Source organism: Luteibacter sp. 1214, assembly GCF_031455395.1.
Classification (GTDB): domain Bacteria; phylum Pseudomonadota; class Gammaproteobacteria; order Xanthomonadales; family Rhodanobacteraceae; genus Luteibacter; species Luteibacter mycovicinus.
This window is the reverse complement of record NZ_JAVDSQ010000010.1, coordinates 20,738-39,665: the sequence shown is the minus strand read 5'-3', so window position 1 is coordinate 39,665 and position 18,928 is coordinate 20,738. Positions and strand designations below refer to the sequence as shown.

The following is an 18,928-nucleotide window of genomic DNA, read 5'->3' as shown; positions in this document are numbered from 1 at the left end:
CCATACTTTGGCGCCCGCGAGTCTCCCCGCGGGCGTTCTTTTGTTCCGGCGAGAAACAGTCCTTCGGGACTTTTATTTGCCTCGCGGCCGTAAACGTTTACGCGCGAAAGGATCCACGTCATGCAAGCCACCAAGTTCAAGCGTCTTTCCCTCGCACTGGGCGCACTGCTCGCCCTGGCAGCCCCGTTCGCCATGGCGCAGAACGCACCGATGAAGGTCAAGCACACCCCCTCCGTCGCCAGCCTGAAAGATCTGCACCCCGTTCCGCCGATGGTCGCCGACCTCGAGAAGCGCACCTTCCAGTGGTTCTGGGACAGCGGCAATCCGACCAACGGGCTGGTTCCCGATCACTACCCCACGCAGTCGTTCGCCTCCATCGCCTCGGTCGGTTTCGGCCTGACGGCGTACGGTGTCGGCGTCGAGCGCGGCTACATCACGCGGGACCAGGCGATCGACCGCACGCTGGCCACGCTGCGCTTCTTCAACGATGCGCCGCAGAACGACAGCGAAGACGAAGCTACCGGCTTCCACGGATTCTTCTATCACTTCCTGAACATGGAGACGGGCAAGCGCGAGGCGCGCTGGGTCGAAGTCTCTACGGTGGACACGACGCTACTGCTCGGCGGCGTGCTGTTCGCGCAGAGCTACTTCGATCGCGACGACGCGAAGGAGAAGGAAATCCGCGATCTCGCCGATGCGATCTACCGGCGCGTGGAATGGCCGTGGGCACAGAACCACGGCGCGCTGATCAGCATGGGCTGGACGCCGGGCGGCAAGATGATTCCGCACGACTGGGCCGGGTACAACGAAGGCATGCTGGTCTATATCCTCGCGCTGGGCTCACCGACGCACCCGGTGGGCGACGATGCGTGGCAGGCTTGGACGAAGACGTACGACAAGACCTGGGGTAAATTCCACGGGCAGACCTTCCTCAACTTCGCACCGATGTTCGGTCACCAGTACAGTCACACGTGGGTGGACTTCCGCGGCATCCGCGATGCCTGGGGCCGTTCGCACGATATGGATTATTTCGAGAACAGCCGTCGCGCGACTTACTCGCAGCAGGCGTATGCCGTCGCCAACCCGGGCGGCTGGAACGGTTACGGCAAGAACGTCTGGGGCCTCACGGCCAGTAACGGTCCCGGCGGCCTGATCATCAAGCAGGGCGACCGCGAGCGGACCTACCAGGGCTACACCGCGCGTGGTGCGGGACTCGATTACATCTCCGACGACGGCACCATCGTGCCCACGGCGGCGGGTGGCTCGATCGCGTTCGCGCCGGAAATCGTGATCCCCGCGCTCGAAGAAATGAAGAAGAAGTACGGCGCGAACATCTACACGAAGTACGGCTTCGTCGATGCGTTCAACCTGACCTTCGATACGCATACCGAGGTGCGCACGGGCCGGATCATTCCGGGCTTCGGCTGGGCCGACACCGTGCACCTGGGCATCGATCAGGGTCCCATCGTGCTGATGATCGAGAACTACCGCAGCGATTTCGTGTGGAGCGTGATGAAAAAGAACCCGTACATCCGCAAGGGCCTGCAGCGCGCGGGCTTTACGGGTGGCTGGCTCGATGCGGAAACGGCCGCCAACCTATGGTGAAGCGCGCCACCCGTCTGTTACGCATGACCGCGGCGCTGGTCCTCACTGGCGCCGCGGTGGCTGGCTGCGCGAAGCGGGAAGACGGTTCACGGACCCTGCAGTTCTGGACCATCGGTCGCGAAGGCGAAGCGGTGGCCAGGCTGCTGCCCGAGTTCGAGCGTGAACATCCCGGTCTGCATGTCGAAGTGCAGCAGCTGCCGCTGACGGCCGCGCACCAGAAGCTGCTGACCGCGTACGCGGGCGATTCGACGCCGGATCTCACCCAGCTCGGCAACACCTGGGTGCCCGAGATGGTCGCGCTGGACGCGATCGAGCCGCTCGATGCACGCGTCGCCGCGTCGAAGGTGATCGATCCGAAGGATTACTTTCCCGCCATCTGGTCGACCAACGTCATCGACGGCACCCTGTACGGCGTGCCCTGGTATGTCGATACGCGACTTCTGTTCTATCGCAAGGACCTGCTGGCTAAGGTCGGCTACGACCACCCGCCGCGTGACTGGGCGGAGTGGAAGGCGATGATGGTCAAGCTGGCCCGGCCGGTGGGTCAGACATATGGCGTACTGTTGCCGACCAACGAATTCGAACAGCTGCTGTCGCTGGCCCTGCAGCAGGACGAGCCGCTGCTTCGCGATGGCGGTCGTTACGGCAACTTCCGCAGCGCCGGTTTCAAAAAGGCACTGGGTTTCTACGTGTCGATGTTCAAGGACCAGCAGGCGCCGATGATGACCAATGTCGGCGTGGGCAACCCGTGGGCCGCGTTCGGCCAGGGCTTCTACGCGTTCTACCTGTCCGGCCCGTGGAACATCGGCGAATTCCGCAAGCGGCTGCCACCGGAGCAACAGGGCGACTGGGGGACCGTGGCCCTGCCGGGACCGAACGGACCGGGCGCCTCGAACGCCGGTGGTTCCAGCCTGGTGATCTTCCGTCAGTCGAAGCATAAGGACGACGCGTGGGCACTGGTCGAGTTTCTCTCGCGACCGGCCATCCAGGAGCGCTTCTACCAGATCCTCGGCGACATGCCGCCGCGCCGGTCGTCGTGGGATGCCCCCGCCCTGAAGAACGACGACAAGGCGGCCGCCTTCCGCGACCAGCTCGACCGCGCCAAGCCGATTCCGCCCGTCGCGGAGTGGGAGCGCATCGTCACCGAGATGCAGCTGGTCGCCGCGCAGGCATCGCATGGCGACATCTCCGTGGACGATGCGGCGGCGGAGATCGACCGTCGTGCGGACCGTCTGCTCGAGAAACGTCGCTGGATGCTCGACCACGGTCACAAGGCAAGCCCATGAATACCTCCCGCGCCGCCTGGTTGTTCATCACGCCCGCGATGATCGTGCTCGGCCTGTTCTTTCTGTTGCCGGTGATCGCCGCGCTGGTGCTCTCGGTCACTGACTACGACCTCTACGCGCTCGCCGATATCCGCAACCTGCGTTTCGTCGCCTTGCAGAATTATTGGTCGCTGCTGCAGCGTCCGTTGTTCTGGTCGGCGCTGGGCCATACCGTGTACTTCGTCGTGGTCGGTGTGCCGCTGTCGCTGATGGCGTCGCTCGGTGCCGCGATGCTGCTCAACTCGCCGCTGGCCCGGTTCAAACCGTTCTTTCGTACGGCGCTCTTCGCGCCCGTGGTGACGACCGTGGTGGCCGTCGCCGTGATCTGGCGCTACCTGTTCAACACCAAGTACGGCCTGATCAACTACGTGCTCGACAACATCGGCCTGCCGACGGTGGACTGGCTGGGCGATCCGCACTGGGCCATGCCCACGATCATCCTGTTCGCCGTATGGAAGAACTTCGGCTACAACATGATCATCTTCATGGCGGGGTTGCAGGCGATTCCCGGCGATCTCTACGAAGCCGCACGCATCGATGGCGCCTCGGCGATGGCGCAGTTCCGTCACATCACGCTGCCGATGCTGAAACCGACGATGGTCATGGTCAGCATCCTCACGGTGTCGGGTTACTTTCAGCTGTTCGCCGAGCCGTATGTCATGACCGAAGGTGGCCCGTTGCAGAGCACCACATCGGTGCTGTACCTGATGTACGAAGAAGGCTTCAAGTGGTGGAACCTCGGCTCGGCTTCGGCCGTCGCCTTCATCCTCTTCGTGATCATGTTCGCGGTTACCGCCGCGATGCTTCGCCTGTCGAAGCAGGGAGAGCCGGCATGAGCCCGCGCATCGCGAAAGCGCTGATCAATGGCCTGCTGATCGGTGCGGCCGGTATCGCGATCGCGCCCTTGCTGTACATGCTCTCGGTGTCGTTCATGACGCCGGGCGAGGCCAGTGCATTGCCTCCGCCCGTCTTGCCGACACACTGGACCTTCGGCAACTATCGTCAGCTCTTCCTCAACGCGGGCATGGGTCGGTACCTGTTCAACAGTCTGCTGATCTCCACCGCGATCACCGTCGTGTCGCTCGCCTTCAACCTGATGGCCGGCTATGCGTTCGCCAAGCTGGAGTTCAGGGGTCGCCAGCGGATCTTCCAGATGCTGCTCGGCGCGCTGGTGATTCCGGCCCAGGTGGCGATGCTGCCGTTGTTCCTGTTGCTGAAGTACATGGGACTGGTCAACACGTATGGCGCGGTCATCGTTCCGGCGCTGGCGACCATCTTCGGCATCTTCCTCGTTCGCCAGTATGCGAGTGGCATCCCGAACGATCTGATGGAGGCCGCCCGCATCGACGGTGCGGGCGAGTTCCGCATCTTCGCCACCATCGTCATGCCTTTGCTCAAGCCGATCATGGTCACGCTGGCGATCTTCACCTTCCTCGCCGCGTGGAACGATTTCATGTGGCCGCTGATCGCGCTGACGGGACAGGAGCATTACACGCTGCCCATCGCGCTGGCATCGCTGTCGCGTGAACACGTGCAGGACAGCGAGCTGATGATGGCCGGTTCCGTCGTTACGATCCTGCCGGTGCTGGTGCTGTTTCTCGCCTTGCAGCGGTATTACCTCGAAGGCCTGCTGATGGGCAGCGTCAAGGGATAACTCGATGTCGCGTCTCGCACCGTTTTTGCTGGCTTTCGCGGGTTGCCTGCTCGTCCTGCCCGTTGCCGCAACCGAGAGCGCACGTGTGCTGGACAGTTTCGATACCGCGACGGGATGGAGCGCCACGCATACCGACGATGTCTCGGCATCGTTGCGTACCGTGGCTGGCGCCCAGGGGCAGGCGATCTGTCTCGACTACGACTTCAACGGCGTATCCGGCGCGGCTTCCCTCAAGAAGCTGCTGCCGATCGAATTCCCGGAAGGCTTCGTCCTGCGCTTCGACGTGCGCGGACAGATGCCGCCGAACACGTTGCAGCTGAAGCTGATCGACGACACGGGCGACAACGTGTGGTGGTTCCAGAAGCCGTCCTTCGTGCCGACCGCATCGTGGCAGACGATCGAGGCGAGCAGCCGGCAGGTGGAGTTCGCATGGGGGCCGGTCAGGGACCGCACCTTGCGGCGCACGCGGGAAGTGGAGTTCGTCGTCTACAAGGAAAGCCTTCGCGACGGACAGCCGAACCGCGGATCGGTGTGCTTCGATAACCTGACACTGAGCGCACGGCGGCCCGAGGCCGTGCCCGCCGCGGTGCCGACGGCCAATGCGGTGTTCGAAGCCAGGGCGAAACAGGTGCGGCGCGGTCTCTATCCGCGTGGATTTTCGGGTGAACAATCGTACTGGACGATCGTCGGTGTAGATGGTGGCAGCCGCGACTCCGCACTGATTTCCGAGGACGGGGCGGTCGAGATCGCACGGGGTGGCTTTTCCGTCGAGCCGTTCCTGATCGACAACGGCAAGCTGCTTACGTGGGCCGACGTCACGACGACGCAAGCGCTGCGCGACCGCTACCTGCCGATGCCGTCGGTGCAGTGGAAGAAGGGCGACGTGTCGCTCACCACGAGCGCCTTCGCCCAGGGGGCGCCGGGCGCATCGCAACTGGTGGTGAGCTATCGCCTCGCCAATGACGGCGACGCGGCGCGCGACCTGACGCTGGCCCTGGCGACGCGTCCGTTTCAGGTCAATCCGCCCACCCAGTTTCTCAATGCGCCGGGCGGAACGAGTCCGGTGCGAGACCTCGCGTGGGACGGTCATGCACTCACCGTCAACGGTGTGCGCAAGATCATTCCCCTGCAGCCGACATCGTCGTTCGTGGCAAGCGCCAGCCAGCCGACGACCCTGACCGAACGGCTGGATGCGGGCCAACGCCCGGTCGTGCGCTCGATCCATGCGGATGACGGGTTCGCACAGGGCGCGCTGCTGTATGACGTCCATGTGCCTGCACACGGGCATGTCGACCTCGGCGTCGTGATTCCCGTGAAGCAGACCGATGACGTGACGCTGCCGTCCAGCGCTGGGCAGTGGTTGTCGGCCCGTGCGGATGCGGTGGCGGCGCTATGGCGCGACAAGCTCGACCGTGTCGATGTACGCGTGCCCGCGCAGGCGCAGCCCGTGGTCGACACCCTGCGGAGCGGGATCGCGCAGATCCTGATATCCCGTGACGGTCCGGCGCTGCAACCGGGTACGCGCTCGTATTCGCGCACCTGGGTACGCGATGGCGCGATGATGCTCGAAGGCCTGCTGCGCACAGGCCACGAAGATGTCGCGGCCGAGTTCGTCCGCTGGTACGCACCGCATCAGTTTTCGAACGGAAAAGTGCCCTGCTGCGTGGATGCGAGGGGTTCCGACCCCGTACCGGAGAACGACAGCCCGGGGGAGTTGATCTTCAGCATCGCCGAATTGTGGCGTTACACGCACGATCGCGAGGCGCTCGACGCGCTGTGGCCGCACGTGACTCGCGCCGTCGCGTACATGGAAACGTTACGGGCCAGCGAACGACAGTCCACACGTCTGCAGGGTCCGGACCGTGCGCTGTACGGCCTGATGCCTGCATCGATCAGCCACGAAGGCTATTCGACCAAGCCGATGCATTCGTACTGGGACGACTTCTGGGCGCTCAAGGGTTACGACGACGCGGTCGATCTTGCCGGCGTACTCGGACATGCCGAAGAGCAGGCATCGTTCCGCCGTTCACGCGATCAGTTCCGCGGCGACCTGGATGCATCGATCGCCGCGGCGGTGAAGGAGAAGGGCATCGACTTCATTCCCGGCTCGGCGGAGCTGGGTGACTTCGATGCGACCTCGACGACCATCGCCTTGTCACCGGGTGGCGAGCAGGCACGCCTGCCGAAGGCGCTGGTCGACGCCACGTTCGAGACGTATTGGCAGAGCTTTGTCGCGCGACGCGACGGCAAGACCGCCTGGAAGGACTACACCCCTTACGAGTTGCGCACGATCGCCAGCTTTGTCCGGCTTGGCTGGCGCGACCGGGTGGGCGACCTCATCGCCTTCTTCTTTGCGGACCGTCGTCCGGCCGCGTGGAATCAATGGGCGGAGGTGGTCGGGAGAGATCCGCGCGAGCCTCGCTTCGTCGGCGACATGCCGCACGCGTGGATCGCCTCGGACTATGTGCGCTCGGCGCTCGATCTGTTCGCCTATGACCGCGCGGCGGATCGGTCGGTGGTGGTCGCCGCCGGTGTGCAGCCTGACTGGCTGGCGGGCGAGGGCATCGCGATCCGGGATCTGCGCACGCCCTATGGGCGCTTCGGGTACACGTTGAAGGCGACGCATGGGAAAGCCGTGCTGACCATCACCCAGCCGATCGACCCGCCGGGCGGGGTGGTCTTGTCATTGCCTTCGGGAGAAGTGAAGGTGGAGAAGGGCCGGACGAGCCTGACCGCGCCGCTTCAGTGAGTCGCCACGCGAGTCCGCAGCAGCGCATCCACCGCCTGCTGCCACTCCGCCGAACCTGGCGCCGCCTGCGGCGCTTCCTGACCGAGCTTGGTATTCACCGCCTGATTCCACGCCGGGGTCTCGGGCCGGGGGCCGTGCCCGTCATCACTGACCGCCAGCGTCCTGTCGACCCAGGCATACCATTCGGGCGAGCCCAGCGCCGCGTTGGCCGGGGCTGTCTTGCCGGGAGCGGGCGTGCCGTCCGACGGGGCGGAGGCTGCGGCCGAGGACGTCGCGGATGCGGGAGCACCGGACGCCGCCTCCGGCGAAGACGGCGAACAGGCGGCGATGATCAATGCCGCACTGAGTGGCACGATGGTGAGCAAAAAGCGCATGGGCAATGAAACCTTCGCGAATGCGTAGGGGGCCGATCGTAGCTAGGCCTTCCCGTCCGCCGGTTAAACGGCGGAGGGAACTCACGGCATTTGTTCAGTTTCGGATCATCGCCGAATCAGAACTTACCGGCGCGAAAATCGGCGATCGCCTCGTGAATCTGTGCCGGCGTATTCATGACGAACGGGCCGTAGCGGGCAACCGGCTCGTCCAGCGGCCGCCCCGCCACGAGAAGGACACGCGCGGCTTCACCGGCGGCGAAGCTGACCGTATCTCCCTTCGAGAGCACGGCCAGTTCGCTGCGCGCCAGCGGCCCGCCCGCGACCGTCGCCGAGGTGCCGTCGAAAACGTAGGCGAACGCACTGTGCCCCTCGGGGAGGCTGAGATCGAAACGGGCGCCTGCGTCGAGGGCGATGTCCAGATAGACCGGCTGGGTGGCGATGCCCGATACGGGTCCCGTCGCGCCAGCCAGTTCACCGGCGACCACGCGAACCGTCACGCCATCGGCAGGTTGCACGACCGGAATGTCGCCGGGCGGAATGTCCTGGTAACGCGGGGCGATCATCTTGTCCGAGGCGGGCAGGTTCACCCACAGCTGGAAGCCCCACATGAGGCCGGCTTCCTGCTGCGGCATCTCGGAGTGAATCAGGCCACTACCGGCGGTCATCCACTGGACGCTGCCGGGACCGAGGTCACCCCGATTGCCCTTGTTGTCGCCATGCTGCATGCGACCGGCGAGCATGTACGTCACGGTTTCGAAGCCGCGATGCGGGTGGTCCGGGAAGCCTTCGATGTAGTCGCCCGCCTGATCCGAGCGAAATTCATCCAGCAGCAGGAACGGGTCGAGCATGTCGAGGGCCGGCTGGCCAATGACACGCTTCAGCTTCACGCCGGCGCCGTCGGCGGTATCCATGCCGCGCACGCGGCGGACGATGATTCGTTGGGTCATGACGGTGCTCCGGATTCGGTCGCTACAAGATGCCGGTATTCGCACGGGAGACCAAGTCGTCTGACAAGAACGGACTGTTCCGCGAATGGCTGCACTGCCGCACGGATCGCCGTCAGGACCGGTGATGCGCTCAGTGCACCCAGTGTCCGGAACGCTGCCGCGGCGGACCGTCTTCGTTCTCGCCGCGCGGGCGGGTCATCGCCTTGAGCTCGTCTTCGGTCGGGCCGTTGGTCCGCCAGTACTCACCGACGGCATTGAGCACCTCGGGCAGCTGACCCAGGCATTCGTCGTATTCGTCGTCGGTCAGTTTCTCGAACTCCGCATCCGCCTGCAGCACGCCCTCATCGACCGCCAGGGCCATGATCGGTCCCAGCAGCTGCATCAGATTCGCGTCTTCCGCCAGGCGGTTTTCCCAGAGCTGCGCACGCATGTCGATGCCGCGGCTGAAACCTTCGCACCAGCCAGCCGCCGACAGCATCGGGCCATCCTCGGTGTCGATTTCACCGAGAATCGGCTCGTAGGCGTCGACGTCGAGCTCGGCGCTGATCGAATCGTTGAGCTTGGCGAGCAGGGCGAGCACGGCATTGCCTTCGTCTTCGTCCTCGAAGGCGTCGTGCAGCACTTCGTGCAGCCATTCCTCGGGCTTGACCTCGAGCGGACCGACCGCGATCGCCGACAACAGGCCATGGACGCCGTCGAGCATCAGATCGCCGTCGTTGCCGTGGGCGCGCAGATAGATGTCGAGTTTTTCGAGCTCGGCGTCATCCAGCGAGCTCGGCCATTCGGACTTGGGTGTGTTCAAAGCTTCAACTCCAGCGCGACGGGCGCGTGGTCGGACGGCTGTTCCCACGTGCGCGGTGCCTTGTCGATGATCGACGAGGTCGCCAGGGATTTGAGCGCATCACTGATCAAGATGAGGTCGATCCGCAGACCGAGGTTGCGGCGGAATCCCGCCTGGCGGTAATCCCACCAGCTGAAAAGGCCGGCATCTTCGTTGAAAAGACGGAAACTGTCGTGAAGACCGACGTCCAGCAGCGCCTGCATGGCGGCGCGTTCCGGCGGCGAGCAGAAGATGTCCTCGCCCCATGCCACGGGATCGTAGACGTCGCGATCGTCGCGGCAGATGTTGAAATCGCCGAGAACGACCAGCTTCTCGTGCCTGGCGCGCTCGGCCTCGAGGAAATCACGTACCCGCGCCAGCCAGTGCAGCTTGTAGGTGTACTTCTCGTCACCCAGCGCTTTGCCGTTGACCACATACAGGTTCACGACGCGGATGTCGCCGACGGTAGCCGCCAGGATCCGGCGCTGCGGATCGTCCAGACCGTCGATGTCGGTGACGACATCGGTCAGCTCCTCTCGGGCGAGGATGGCGACGCCGTTATAGGTCTTCTGCCCGGAGAACACCGAGCGATAGCCCATCGCGGCGATTTCGTCCGCCGGGAACTTGTCGTCGGTGAGCTTGGTTTCCTGCAACGCCAGTATGTCGGGCCGCGCCTCCCCCAGCCATTGCTGGACATGGGGCAGGCGGACCTTGAGCGAGTTGACGTTCCACGACGCGATCTTCATCGCGCCATTGTAAAGGAAAGCCGCGCGCGGCTAGGGCGGTGGACGCCAGCTCCCGCCGGGACTTCAGGCCAGGCCGTAGCTCTTCAGCAGAGCGTCGGGCTGAGGTTCCCGGCCGCGGAACGCCGTGAACGACGCCAGCGCCGGCCGGGTCGAGCCGACCGCCAGCACTTCCTTGCGGAACCGCTCGCCGGTCGCCCGGTCGAGCACGCCAGCTTCCTCAAAGGGCTCGAACGCGTCGGCGGACAGGACCTCGGCCCACAGGTAGCTGTAGTACCCGGCCGAATAGCCGCCGGCGAAGACGTGGGTGAAGGCGTGCGGAAAACGCTGCCAGGCCGGCGGATGCAGCACGGCCACTTCATGCCGAACTTTCTCCAGCACGTCCATCGGACGGGCGCCGACGGCCGGGTCGTATTCCAGATGCAGCAGGAAATCGAACAGGCCGAACTCCAGCTGCCGGACCAGGAACAAGCCGGCGTGGAAGTGGCGCGCGTCGAGCATCCGCTGGTACAGCTCATCCGGAAGCGGCTCGCCCGTCTCGTAATGGCGGGCGAATTCGCGCAGGGCCTGACGATCCCAGGCGAAGTTTTCCATGAACTGACTGGGCAGTTCCACGGCATCCCATTCCACGCCCTCGATGCCGCTGATGGACGGAATATCCACCTCGGTCAGCATGTGATGCAGACCGTGGCCGAACTCGTGGAAGAGGGTGAGCACGTCGTCGTGGGTGAGCAGCGCCGGCGCGCCGTCGGTCGGCGGCGGGAAGTTGCAGGTCAGGTAGGCGATCGGCAGCTGCAGCTGCTCGCCGTCGCGGAAACGCGAGGCTGCCACGTCCATCCAGGCGCCGCCGCGCTTGCCCGAGCGCGCGTACATGTCGAGGTAGGCACCGGCGAATACGCTGCCGTCGGCATTGACCACGTCGTAGTACTTCACATCCCTGTTCCACGTGTCCACGTCGTCGCGCGGCACGAAGCGGACGCCGTACAGACGCTCCACCACCATGAACAGGCCGTCGATGGCTGCGGAGGCCGGGAAGTACGGCTTGATCTGTTCCTCGTCCAGCGCATAACGCTGCTGGCGCAGGCGCTCGGCGGCGAAGCCGACGTCCCACGGCTCGAGGTTGTCGATCTTCAGTGTTTCGGAGGCGAAGTGGCGGAGCTCTTCCAGTTCCTTCTTCGCGACCGGCCTGGCCCGCGCGGCGAGGTCGCGCAGGAAGCGAAGCACGACCTCGGGCGAGGTGGCCATCTTGGTCGCCAGCGATTCTTCGGCGGCGTTGGCAAAGCCGAGCAGCTGGGCGGCCTCGTGGCGCAGCGCGACGATCTTCTCGATGCGCCCGGAGTTGTCGAACTTGCCCTTGTCCGGGCCCTGGTCCGAGGCGCGGGTCTGGTAGGCGTAGTAGACGGCCTCACGCAGATCGCGGTTTTCGGCGTAGGTCAGCACGGCCTGCACGCTGGGCTGTTTCAGGGTGACGAGGTAGCCGTCGAGTTTTTCTTCCCGTGCGTATTCGCGCAGCACCGCACGGCCCGACGCCGGGATACCGGCCAGGTCGCGTTCGTCGGTGATGTGCTTGTGCCAGGCCTCGGAGGCATCGAGCACGGCGTTGGAAAACTCGGTGGTCAGCCGCGACAGCTCGACGCCGATCTCGCGGAAACGGGTGCGCGCAGGCTCTTCGAGCGCGACGCCGGACAGGCGGAAATCGCGCAGCGCGTGCTCGACGGCCGCGCGCTCGGCCACCGGCAGCTCCGCGAAATCCGCACGGTCGGCCACGGCCTGCACGGCGGCGTAGAGGTCGCGGTTCTGGCCGACTTCCATGCCATGCTCGGTGAGCTTTTCTTCCGCGGCGCCATGCGCCTTGCGCAGCGCTTCGGAGTCGGCGACGGAGTGCAGGTGACTGACGGGCGACCATGCGCGCGACATGGTCTGGTCGAGGCGCTCCTGGGCCAGGATCACGTGCTCGAAGTCGCGCGGCGCATCGGCCGCCGCGATGGCATCGATAGCGGCACGTTCGGCGGCGATCAGGCTGTCGATGGCCGGCTCGACATGTTCCGGACGGATGGCCGAGAACGTCGTCAGGCCGTTCGGATCAAGAAGCGGGTTGGTGCTGGTATCCATGGTCGATCTCCTCTCAGGCACCCAGCGTGGAGCCCTGAGGGAGGCAAATCAAGCGGCAGTGCGTCGCGCCGGACGCAACGTTCAGGGCCAGTCAGGCCAGGTAGTCGTCTTTCAGGCGCACATAGTTGGCGGCCGAGTAATAGAGCTGTTCGACCTGCTTGTCGCTCAGCACGCGGACCAGCTTGCCGGGATTGCCCAGCCAGAGTTCGCGCTCGCCCACGATCTTCCCCGGCGGGATGACCGTCCCCGCGCCGACGAAGCCGTATTTCTTCACGACCGCGCCGTCGAGCACGGTCGCGTGCATGCCGATCAGGCAGGCATCCTCGATGGTGCAGGCGTGGATGACCGCCCCATGGCCGATGGTGACGTCCTCACCGATGATCGTCGGGAAGCCGCCCGGGCTGTATGGGCCGTCGTGCGTGACGTGAATGATCGCGCCATCCTGCAGATTGCTGCGCGCACCGATGCTGACGTGGTGCACGTCACCGCGGGCCACCGCGCCGGGCCAGACCGAGACATCGTCGGCCAGTTCGACATCGCCGATAACCGTGGCGGCCGGGTCGACGTATACGCGGGCGCCAAGGCGGGGAAGGATGCCCTTGAAGGGCCGGATCGAGTGGGTCATAGCGCGATTCTAAACCCTCGCGCCATCGGCCCGCCCGGCCGGTTACATGAACGAGCCGCCGATGATCCGGCCTTCGCTGTCCAGCTTGGGGAAGTAACGGCTGTTGTTCTGGCGCATTTCCCGGGTGCTCATCATGTCCGGAGTGACCAGCGTGACATCGGGATAGGCCGCGTGGAACTGCGCAGGCGTCGGCTTCGTGGCGATGAACTCGTCGAAGGCTTTCATGTCGGTGACGAATCCGGCGACAGGTTTCGGCTGAGCGGCCGGAGCGGTCTGGCAGGCCACGAGGGCTGCGGCGCCGAGCACGGCGGTGAAAAAGAGAACAGCGAGACGATGCATTGGGCGAGGCTCCTTGCCTGGGGGAGCGTGGATTATGCCGCCGGAGGGTGCGACGGTTCATGAATCCCGTCGCACCTCCATCGATCGGTCAACCGTTGCGGCGGCGGATCTGCTCGGCCCTGGCCTCATCCTCGGCCGTGATCACCTGCTGCTGGGCATCGAGCTTGGCGCCCAGAATGATCAGGGTGTAGTTCGTCGGATCGTAGTCGCGAAGCAACGCGATCTCGCGACGTGCGTCTTCCAGGTCACGACGGTTGATCTGCCGCTCGATTTCCCTGGAGGCAAACGGCAGCGTCTCACGCAGCGCGTCCTGCGCGGTGGCATTGTTCGCTTCCAGCTGCAGCACGCTGAGGTAGTACTCGTAGGCATTGTTGCCCTGAGGGGCGATCAGCCTTCCTTCGCGCGTGGCGTCACGAGCGAGCCCCAGCAGGATGTCGACGCCCGACGGGTCGCTGCCCGCGTTCGCGGGAGCGGCCGCTGCGAGATCGGCCAGGCTGGCTTCGGCCGTGGCGGTCGTACGCTGGTGCAAAATGACCGCGGCTGTACCGGCGAGGGCCGCAGCCGCGATGACCATGGTGATGATCGCGCGGCGGGGAACCGCGGCGATGTTTGGCTTGGACATGGGGAGATCCGGGGGAACCGCCCGCGACCAGGCCGGCCCCCTGTCGGACGGCCCCGGCGGGCGGGACATGTTCCCGCCGCATTGTTGCAATTCCGCTACGGTGGGCCTCGAGAAACCGATGCAAGGATGGTTTTGATCAATCCCCGTTCCACCGGCCGCGCTTGAATGGCCGCACCTCCAGGAAAGGAACGCCGCCATGATCCTGCTGCTTGCCCTGCTCATCGGCGTTATCGCCGGTCTCCGCGCCATGATGGCCCCGGCTGCCGTTGCCTTCGCGGCGCGCTTCGGCGGCCTGGCGCTGACCGGCACGCCGCTCGCCTTCATGGGTTACGCCTGGACACCCTGGATCTTCGGTATCGCGGCGCTCGGTGAACTGGTCACCGACCAGCTACCGAAGACGCCCAGCCGCAAGGTTCCGCCGCAGTTCGGCGCCCGGATCGTGCTGGGCGGGCTCTCCGGCGGCTGTATCGGCGCGGCTCACGCCATGCTGACAGGCGGCATCGTCGCGGGCGTCGCCGGTGCCGTCATCGGCACGCTCGGCGGCTCGGCGGTACGCGCGAAAATGGCCGCCGCTTTCCGCAGCGATCGCCCCGCCGCCCTCATCGAGGACGCCGTGGCGATCGTGCTGGCGGTCGCGGTGGTCTGCGCCGCCTGAGACCAGACCGGTCAGAACTGCGCGTTGAGGTTCACGAAGTACTGCCTCGGCGCGCCGGCCATCAAGGTCTGGTTGTAGCCGTCCGGGTCGGAGGCGACATAGCCGTTGGTACCGGTGGAGGCGAAGTAGCGCTTGTCGAACAGGTTGGTGACGTTGGCACCGATGCTCAGCGCCTTGAACACCGAGACCGCACCGAAGTCGTACGCGATACCGGCGTTGGCCACCCAGTACGACGGCACGGCCGAGTCATTCGTATAGGTGATGTAACGCCGGCCCGTGTACTTGGCTTCGAGGTTGGCGCGCCAGCCGGAGAACTCGTAGTTGACCGAGCTGGAGAACATCGTCTTCGGTACGCCGACCACGTACTTGTCCGCCGTCGCGACGGTACCGGCGTTCTGGTAGTCGTCCTGGTACTTCGAGTTGTTGTACGAGAGCGAGTTGAGCCAGCTCAGGCCGCTGACCGGCTTCCACAGAAAGGCGAGGTCGGCGCCCTTGCTCTTCACGTCACCGACGTTGTTGAGCGAGGAGGCGCAGGTGACCACGGCCGGGCACGGCGTGGTGACGAGCAGTCGGTTTTCGAAACGCGTATAGAAAAGGCCAAGCGATGCCTCGAAAGTTTCGCCGTGTGCGCGGTAACCGACCTGCCAGGTCTGCGACTCTTCCGGCTTCAGCTGGCTCTTCGCTGCATCGAACGACGCCTGCGACGTGCTGAAGGGCGTGATGCCGAACGCGGCGATGTTCTTCGCGTACGAACCATAGATGTCCTGATTGGCGTCGAGCTTATAGTCGACACCAGCCTGCGGCAGGAAGCCCTTGCTCGCCTTCATCTGCCCTTGCGCGAACGCGGTGGTCGGCACGAGCGAGGTGGCGTCGGTTGTCACGCGCAGCGACTTCGCGCCGACGTTGATCGTCAGGGCGTCGTCGAGAAGATGGATCGTGTCCTCCGCATAACCCATGCGGGTCCTGGTCTCGTAATGCTGCAGGAACGCGCGCAGGAACGGCGACTGGTCGTTGTACACGGTATAGAGCGAGGTGTACTGGCCGCTGAGGGTGAAGAAGTTGCGCTCCTGGTTGGTGTTGGCGTTTTCACCCCACACGCCGACTTCGATGTCGTTGTTGCCCAGCGAGAACTTCAGTGCCGAGGTCAGGCCGTAGCGATCGAGGCCGTAGTCGGTGGTGCGCATCGAGATCGGCACGGTAGGCGAGGACGCCTGGTACGGCGTGGCCCACTGACCTTCGCCACGATCGGCGTGATAGTAACCCGTCGTATCGAGTGTGACGCCGCCGCCCAGATTGAACGAACCGGACAGCCCGGCGAGGGTGTCACGACGGATACCGCCACCGGCGTAATACGTGGCGTCGCCCTTGTCGTAGTCGGCCGGCAGCGCATTGAGCGAGGCGGGATACGCGCCGTTGCCGTTCAGCGCATTGGCGATACCGACCGCCGTATTCCAGTCCGGCTGCAGATAGTCCCAGTTCCAGCCCAGCGCCTTCTGGCTGGTCAGGGACAGATCCATGTAGTCGTATTCCTTGCGTTTGCTGCTGTCGACGAACAGGCTCACGCGGTTGCCGTCACCCCACTGGTACAACGCCTTGAGATTCGCCTGGTTCGACTTCTGATCGCCATAGCCCTTCCACTTGTCGGTATCGGCGTGGTCGAACGACACGTACATCGAGAAGCCGTGGTAGTCACCGCTGTCCGCACGCACGAAGGTGCGCCTGGTGGAGTCGGAACCCATGACCTGATTGAAGCGCACGCTCGGTTTCATATCCGGGTCGGCGGAATAGAACTGCACGGTGCCACCGAGGTTGGTGTTGGAGGCGGTGCCCAGCGCACCCGCGCCCTGCGCCAGTTCCACCGTCGCCAGGTTCTCCGAGGTGATCGCGCGGGTGACCTGCAGACCGTCGGTCACGCCATAACCCATGGTGCCCAGCGGAATGCCGTCGAGGGTGAAGCCCAGTCGCGACTGGTCGAAGCCGTGCAGCGTGATCTGCGTGGACCACTCGTAGGCGCCCCAGGGATCGGCGGACTGGAACTGCACGCCCGGCAGTTTATCCAGTGCTTTCAACGCGCTGGTGCCCGGCGTCTGCTGACGCACGATCTCGTCGATGCCGATGCTCTGAACCTGGCGCGTTTCGCCCGGTGCGATGACCGAGACGGCTTCGAGCTGCTTGGGATCCTTGTTCGTGGCTGCCGACGTGTCGGCGGCGGGGCTGCCCTTGTCGTCATCAGAAGCGTGGACGAAGCCGGCGTGCAGCGAAAGTGCAAGCGCTGTGGCAAGTGCGGTACGACGAAGCGAAGCACGTGCGAACGTCATCGGTGGGTCCCTGGAGGAATAAACCGATGAGACTCATGGCTGCGCATGTAACGTCGTTTACTCGCAGATGACGGCTGGTTGACGGTCGACGAATATGTGACCGTGTCGACCGACGCAGGATCTTTCGATCTTCGCGCGGACGTTTAGCCGTCCGTGCCCTTTCAAGGTGCCATCCATCCGGGGCGATGACATGGAGACCTGAACCCGCTACCTTCGGGTATCGCCTTCCCCAGCGCGGAGTTCCTGCCCCATGATCGACTGGGCCGCCATCGCCACTGTCTTCTCCGTCTACGCGGTGGGCGTGGTCATCCCGGGACCGAACTTCGTCGCAGTGGCGCACAAGGCGGCCTCCACCAGTCATCGCGAGGCACTGGCCATGGTCGGCGGCGTGGTGGTGGTCAACCTGTTCTGGGCCAGCTGCGCGATTCTCGGCATCGGCATCGTGTTCGCCACCTTCCCGTGGATCGCCCTGGCGGTGAAGGTCACGGGTGCCGCTTACCTCATCTGGTTCGGTGGACGCCTGCTGGTCAAGGCGGGCGGCGCGGGCACCGCGGTCATGCAGCTGGAGAGGGGCAGCTATCTGCAATCCTTCCGCGCCGGCTTCGCGACCAATATCGCGAATCCGAAATCGATGGCGTTCTATGCGGCCGTGTTCGCATCGGCGGCACCGAAGCATGTGTCGTTGCCGACTTTCATCGGCATGATCGCCACAGTCGCGGTGGTTGCCTCGCTCTGGTACGGCTTCGTCGCAGTGGTGTTCGCCACCCCTAGCGTGGCCGTCCGCTACCGCCGCGGCAAGGCGTGGATCGACCGGATCTGTGGATCGGTCATCGTCGCGCTGGGGATTCGCCAACTGGTTCGCTGAAGACATCCGGCCATACGGCCAGCCTAGGCTCGACCCAAGCAGGAGAATCCGATGAGCGCCATCACCCGTCTTCTTTGGCCCGCCCTCGCGCTGGCGATGCTGGCGGGGTGCGCTACTGCGCCGCCGGCGCCTGTCACCGCGACGACTTGGGTGAAGCCGATCCAGGTGTCTTGCCAGACGGATGCGATGAGCGAACAACCGTGCATCACTCAGGCTCGGCAGCAATGCGCTGACCCGGCCGTCAATACGATCCAGCTGGTGCTGGCAAGGCCCGCGACGGCAGCCGTCGACCAGTATCAAAAGGAGATCTACGACTACCAGGCGACGTACACGTGTGACGGACAGGGCGTGGCTTCGGCCGAGTGAGCTGAACCACAGGCCTCAGTGCCGCGCTTAGCCAAACGCTCTCATCGAACGGGGCCTGACGCTCGGACTCCGGCCCAGGAATGTGTAAGATTCGGTTCTAAGCAATGTCACCGGAGGATGTCGAGTGTCTTTTATGCGATGGACTGTAGCTTTATCTCTCCTGTTTTTCGCCGTCCCCGCATCCGCTGCCGGCTTCGATTGCGCTAAAGCCTCATCGCAAGCCGAGCACCTTGTGTGCTCCAGCCCCGATCTGTCAGCCCTCGATTCCAAGATGTCCGAGGCTTACAAGGACGCTTTCAATGCTGCCGAGGAAACCAGCAAACCTCGGCTGTTGATCGAGCAACGTCATTGGATCCGTTACGTTCGCGATGTGTGTGAGACGAACGATTGCCTCGATTCTGCATACAAGCGACGGGTTGACCTTTTAGCGAAAAATAGTCGCGTGATTTTCAATAGCGCAGCGTGCGACATACCTGATGGAAAGTCGTGCCGAAGTGTAGTGACGTTCCGCGATTCTGCGGCGAGAATTGAATCTTTCAATCAGTCGCTTAAGAAGCAGCGAAGTGAGGGAGTCATCTTAGGCTGTGACCGGCTGATCGACCTACCCGTGGGCTTCAAGGATTCGAATCATACGTTTGGCGCCTTCTGCACATTGAAAGAGGGAGGGGCGCGACGACCCGTGAAGATTTGCAACGATGACATGAATGGGCGTTTTGCCATGGAACCTGTCGTGACGGGATCCAACGATGAGCTCCGAGAGTTCACCGACAATAAGTGCTACGGCGGTTAATAGTCGACATACAAGGAGA

General features: G+C 64.4%; 18 protein-coding genes. 9 read left to right on the top strand and 9 right to left on the bottom strand.

Annotation, left to right across the window (positions count from 1 at the left end; translation table 11 throughout):
- Positions 1–120 precede the first annotated feature (120 nt).
- The 5 genes from J2X57_RS18000 to J2X57_RS17980 are packed head-to-tail and all read left to right on the top strand — an operon-like array spanning position 121 to position 7,333.
- A complete protein-coding gene (locus J2X57_RS18000) occupies positions 121–1,605 on the top strand; it encodes a glucoamylase family protein (RefSeq protein WP_036108919.1) in 1,485 nt (494 codons plus the stop codon).
- A complete protein-coding gene (locus J2X57_RS17995) occupies positions 1,599–2,891 on the top strand; it encodes a sugar ABC transporter substrate-binding protein (RefSeq protein ID WP_309869160.1) in 1,293 nt (430 codons plus the stop codon). The genes J2X57_RS18000 and J2X57_RS17995 overlap by 7 nt, the downstream gene beginning before the upstream one ends.
- Entirely contained in the window at positions 2,888–3,766 is an 879-nt protein-coding gene (locus tag J2X57_RS17990; RefSeq protein ID WP_036108921.1) for a sugar ABC transporter permease, read from the top strand. The genes J2X57_RS17995 and J2X57_RS17990 overlap by 4 nt, the downstream gene beginning before the upstream one ends.
- Positions 3,763–4,584, top strand: a complete 822-nt coding sequence (locus J2X57_RS17985) for a carbohydrate ABC transporter permease (RefSeq protein WP_043696916.1) — start codon at positions 3,763–3,765, stop codon at positions 4,582–4,584. The genes J2X57_RS17990 and J2X57_RS17985 overlap by 4 nt, the downstream gene beginning before the upstream one ends.
- 4 nt (positions 4,585–4,588) lie before the next feature.
- On the top strand, positions 4,589–7,333 hold the full coding sequence (locus tag J2X57_RS17980) for a discoidin domain-containing protein (RefSeq protein WP_309869157.1): 2,745 nt from the start codon (positions 4,589–4,591) through the stop codon (positions 7,331–7,333).
- On the opposite strand, the gene J2X57_RS17975 is transcribed toward J2X57_RS17980, so the two are convergent.
- The 8 genes from J2X57_RS17975 to J2X57_RS17940 all read right to left on the bottom strand — a co-directional run bounded on the left by J2X57_RS17975 (position 7,327) and on the right by J2X57_RS17940 (position 13,915).
- Positions 7,327–7,707 carry a hypothetical protein gene (locus tag J2X57_RS17975; protein WP_309869155.1) on the bottom strand — a complete coding sequence of 127 codons (381 nt, stop codon included), beginning with the start codon at positions 7,705–7,707 and terminating at the stop codon, positions 7,327–7,329. The genes J2X57_RS17980 and J2X57_RS17975 overlap by 7 nt on opposite strands.
- A gap of 116 nt (positions 7,708–7,823) precedes the next feature.
- Positions 7,824–8,654 carry a pirin family protein gene (locus tag J2X57_RS17970; RefSeq protein WP_309869153.1) on the bottom strand — a complete coding sequence of 277 codons (831 nt, stop codon included), beginning with the start codon at positions 8,652–8,654 and terminating at the stop codon, positions 7,824–7,826.
- A gap of 130 nt (positions 8,655–8,784) precedes the next feature.
- Positions 8,785–9,456, bottom strand: a complete 672-nt coding sequence (locus J2X57_RS17965; RefSeq protein ID WP_090353480.1) for a YecA family protein — start codon at positions 9,454–9,456, stop codon at positions 8,785–8,787.
- On the bottom strand, positions 9,453–10,220 hold the full coding sequence (gene xth, locus J2X57_RS17960; protein ID WP_309869150.1) for an exodeoxyribonuclease III: 768 nt from the start codon (positions 10,218–10,220) through the stop codon (positions 9,453–9,455). Before xth ends, J2X57_RS17965 begins: the two co-directional genes overlap by 4 nt.
- A 63-nt stretch (positions 10,221–10,283) precedes the next feature.
- Entirely contained in the window at positions 10,284–12,329 is a 2,046-nt protein-coding gene (locus J2X57_RS17955; protein WP_309869148.1) for a M3 family metallopeptidase, read from the bottom strand.
- Between the two features lie 91 nt (positions 12,330–12,420).
- Entirely contained in the window at positions 12,421–12,954 is a 534-nt protein-coding gene (locus J2X57_RS17950; protein ID WP_309869146.1) for a gamma carbonic anhydrase family protein, read from the bottom strand.
- A gap of 42 nt (positions 12,955–12,996) precedes the next feature.
- Positions 12,997–13,293: a hypothetical protein gene (locus J2X57_RS17945; RefSeq protein WP_309869144.1), complete on the bottom strand. Its 297-nt coding sequence runs from the start codon at positions 13,291–13,293 to the stop codon at positions 12,997–12,999.
- Positions 13,294–13,381: 88 nt separating this feature from the next.
- Positions 13,382–13,915, bottom strand: a complete 534-nt coding sequence (locus J2X57_RS17940; RefSeq protein WP_309869143.1) for an energy transducer TonB — start codon at positions 13,913–13,915, stop codon at positions 13,382–13,384.
- Between the two features lie 196 nt (positions 13,916–14,111).
- Here J2X57_RS17940 and J2X57_RS17935 point away from each other — a divergent pair, with 196 nt between their 5' ends.
- Positions 14,112–14,570 carry a DUF4126 domain-containing protein gene (locus J2X57_RS17935; protein WP_309869141.1) on the top strand — a complete coding sequence of 153 codons (459 nt, stop codon included), beginning with the start codon at positions 14,112–14,114 and terminating at the stop codon, positions 14,568–14,570.
- An 11-nt stretch (positions 14,571–14,581) separates the two neighbouring features.
- Here J2X57_RS17935 and J2X57_RS17930 read toward each other — a convergent pair whose 3' ends face one another.
- Positions 14,582–16,888, bottom strand: coding sequence for a TonB-dependent receptor (locus J2X57_RS17930; RefSeq protein ID WP_309869140.1), 2,307 nt, complete (start codon positions 16,886–16,888; stop codon positions 14,582–14,584).
- A gap of 250 nt (positions 16,889–17,138) precedes the next feature.
- Between J2X57_RS17930 and J2X57_RS17925 the strand changes: the two genes are divergently transcribed.
- The 3 genes from J2X57_RS17925 to J2X57_RS17915 all read left to right on the top strand — a co-directional run bounded on the left by J2X57_RS17925 (position 17,139) and on the right by J2X57_RS17915 (position 18,909).
- Positions 17,139–17,753, top strand: a complete 615-nt coding sequence (locus tag J2X57_RS17925; RefSeq protein WP_309869139.1) for a LysE family transporter — start codon at positions 17,139–17,141, stop codon at positions 17,751–17,753.
- A 51-nt stretch (positions 17,754–17,804) separates the two neighbouring features.
- Positions 17,805–18,119, top strand: coding sequence for a hypothetical protein (locus tag J2X57_RS17920; protein ID WP_309869138.1), 315 nt, complete (start codon positions 17,805–17,807; stop codon positions 18,117–18,119).
- Between the two features lie 133 nt (positions 18,120–18,252).
- The gene (locus tag J2X57_RS17915; protein WP_309869225.1) at positions 18,253–18,909 is read left to right on the top strand and encodes a lysozyme inhibitor LprI family protein; all 657 of its coding nucleotides are present in this window, start codon (positions 18,253–18,255) and stop codon (positions 18,907–18,909) included.
- Positions 18,910–18,928 lie beyond the last annotated feature (19 nt).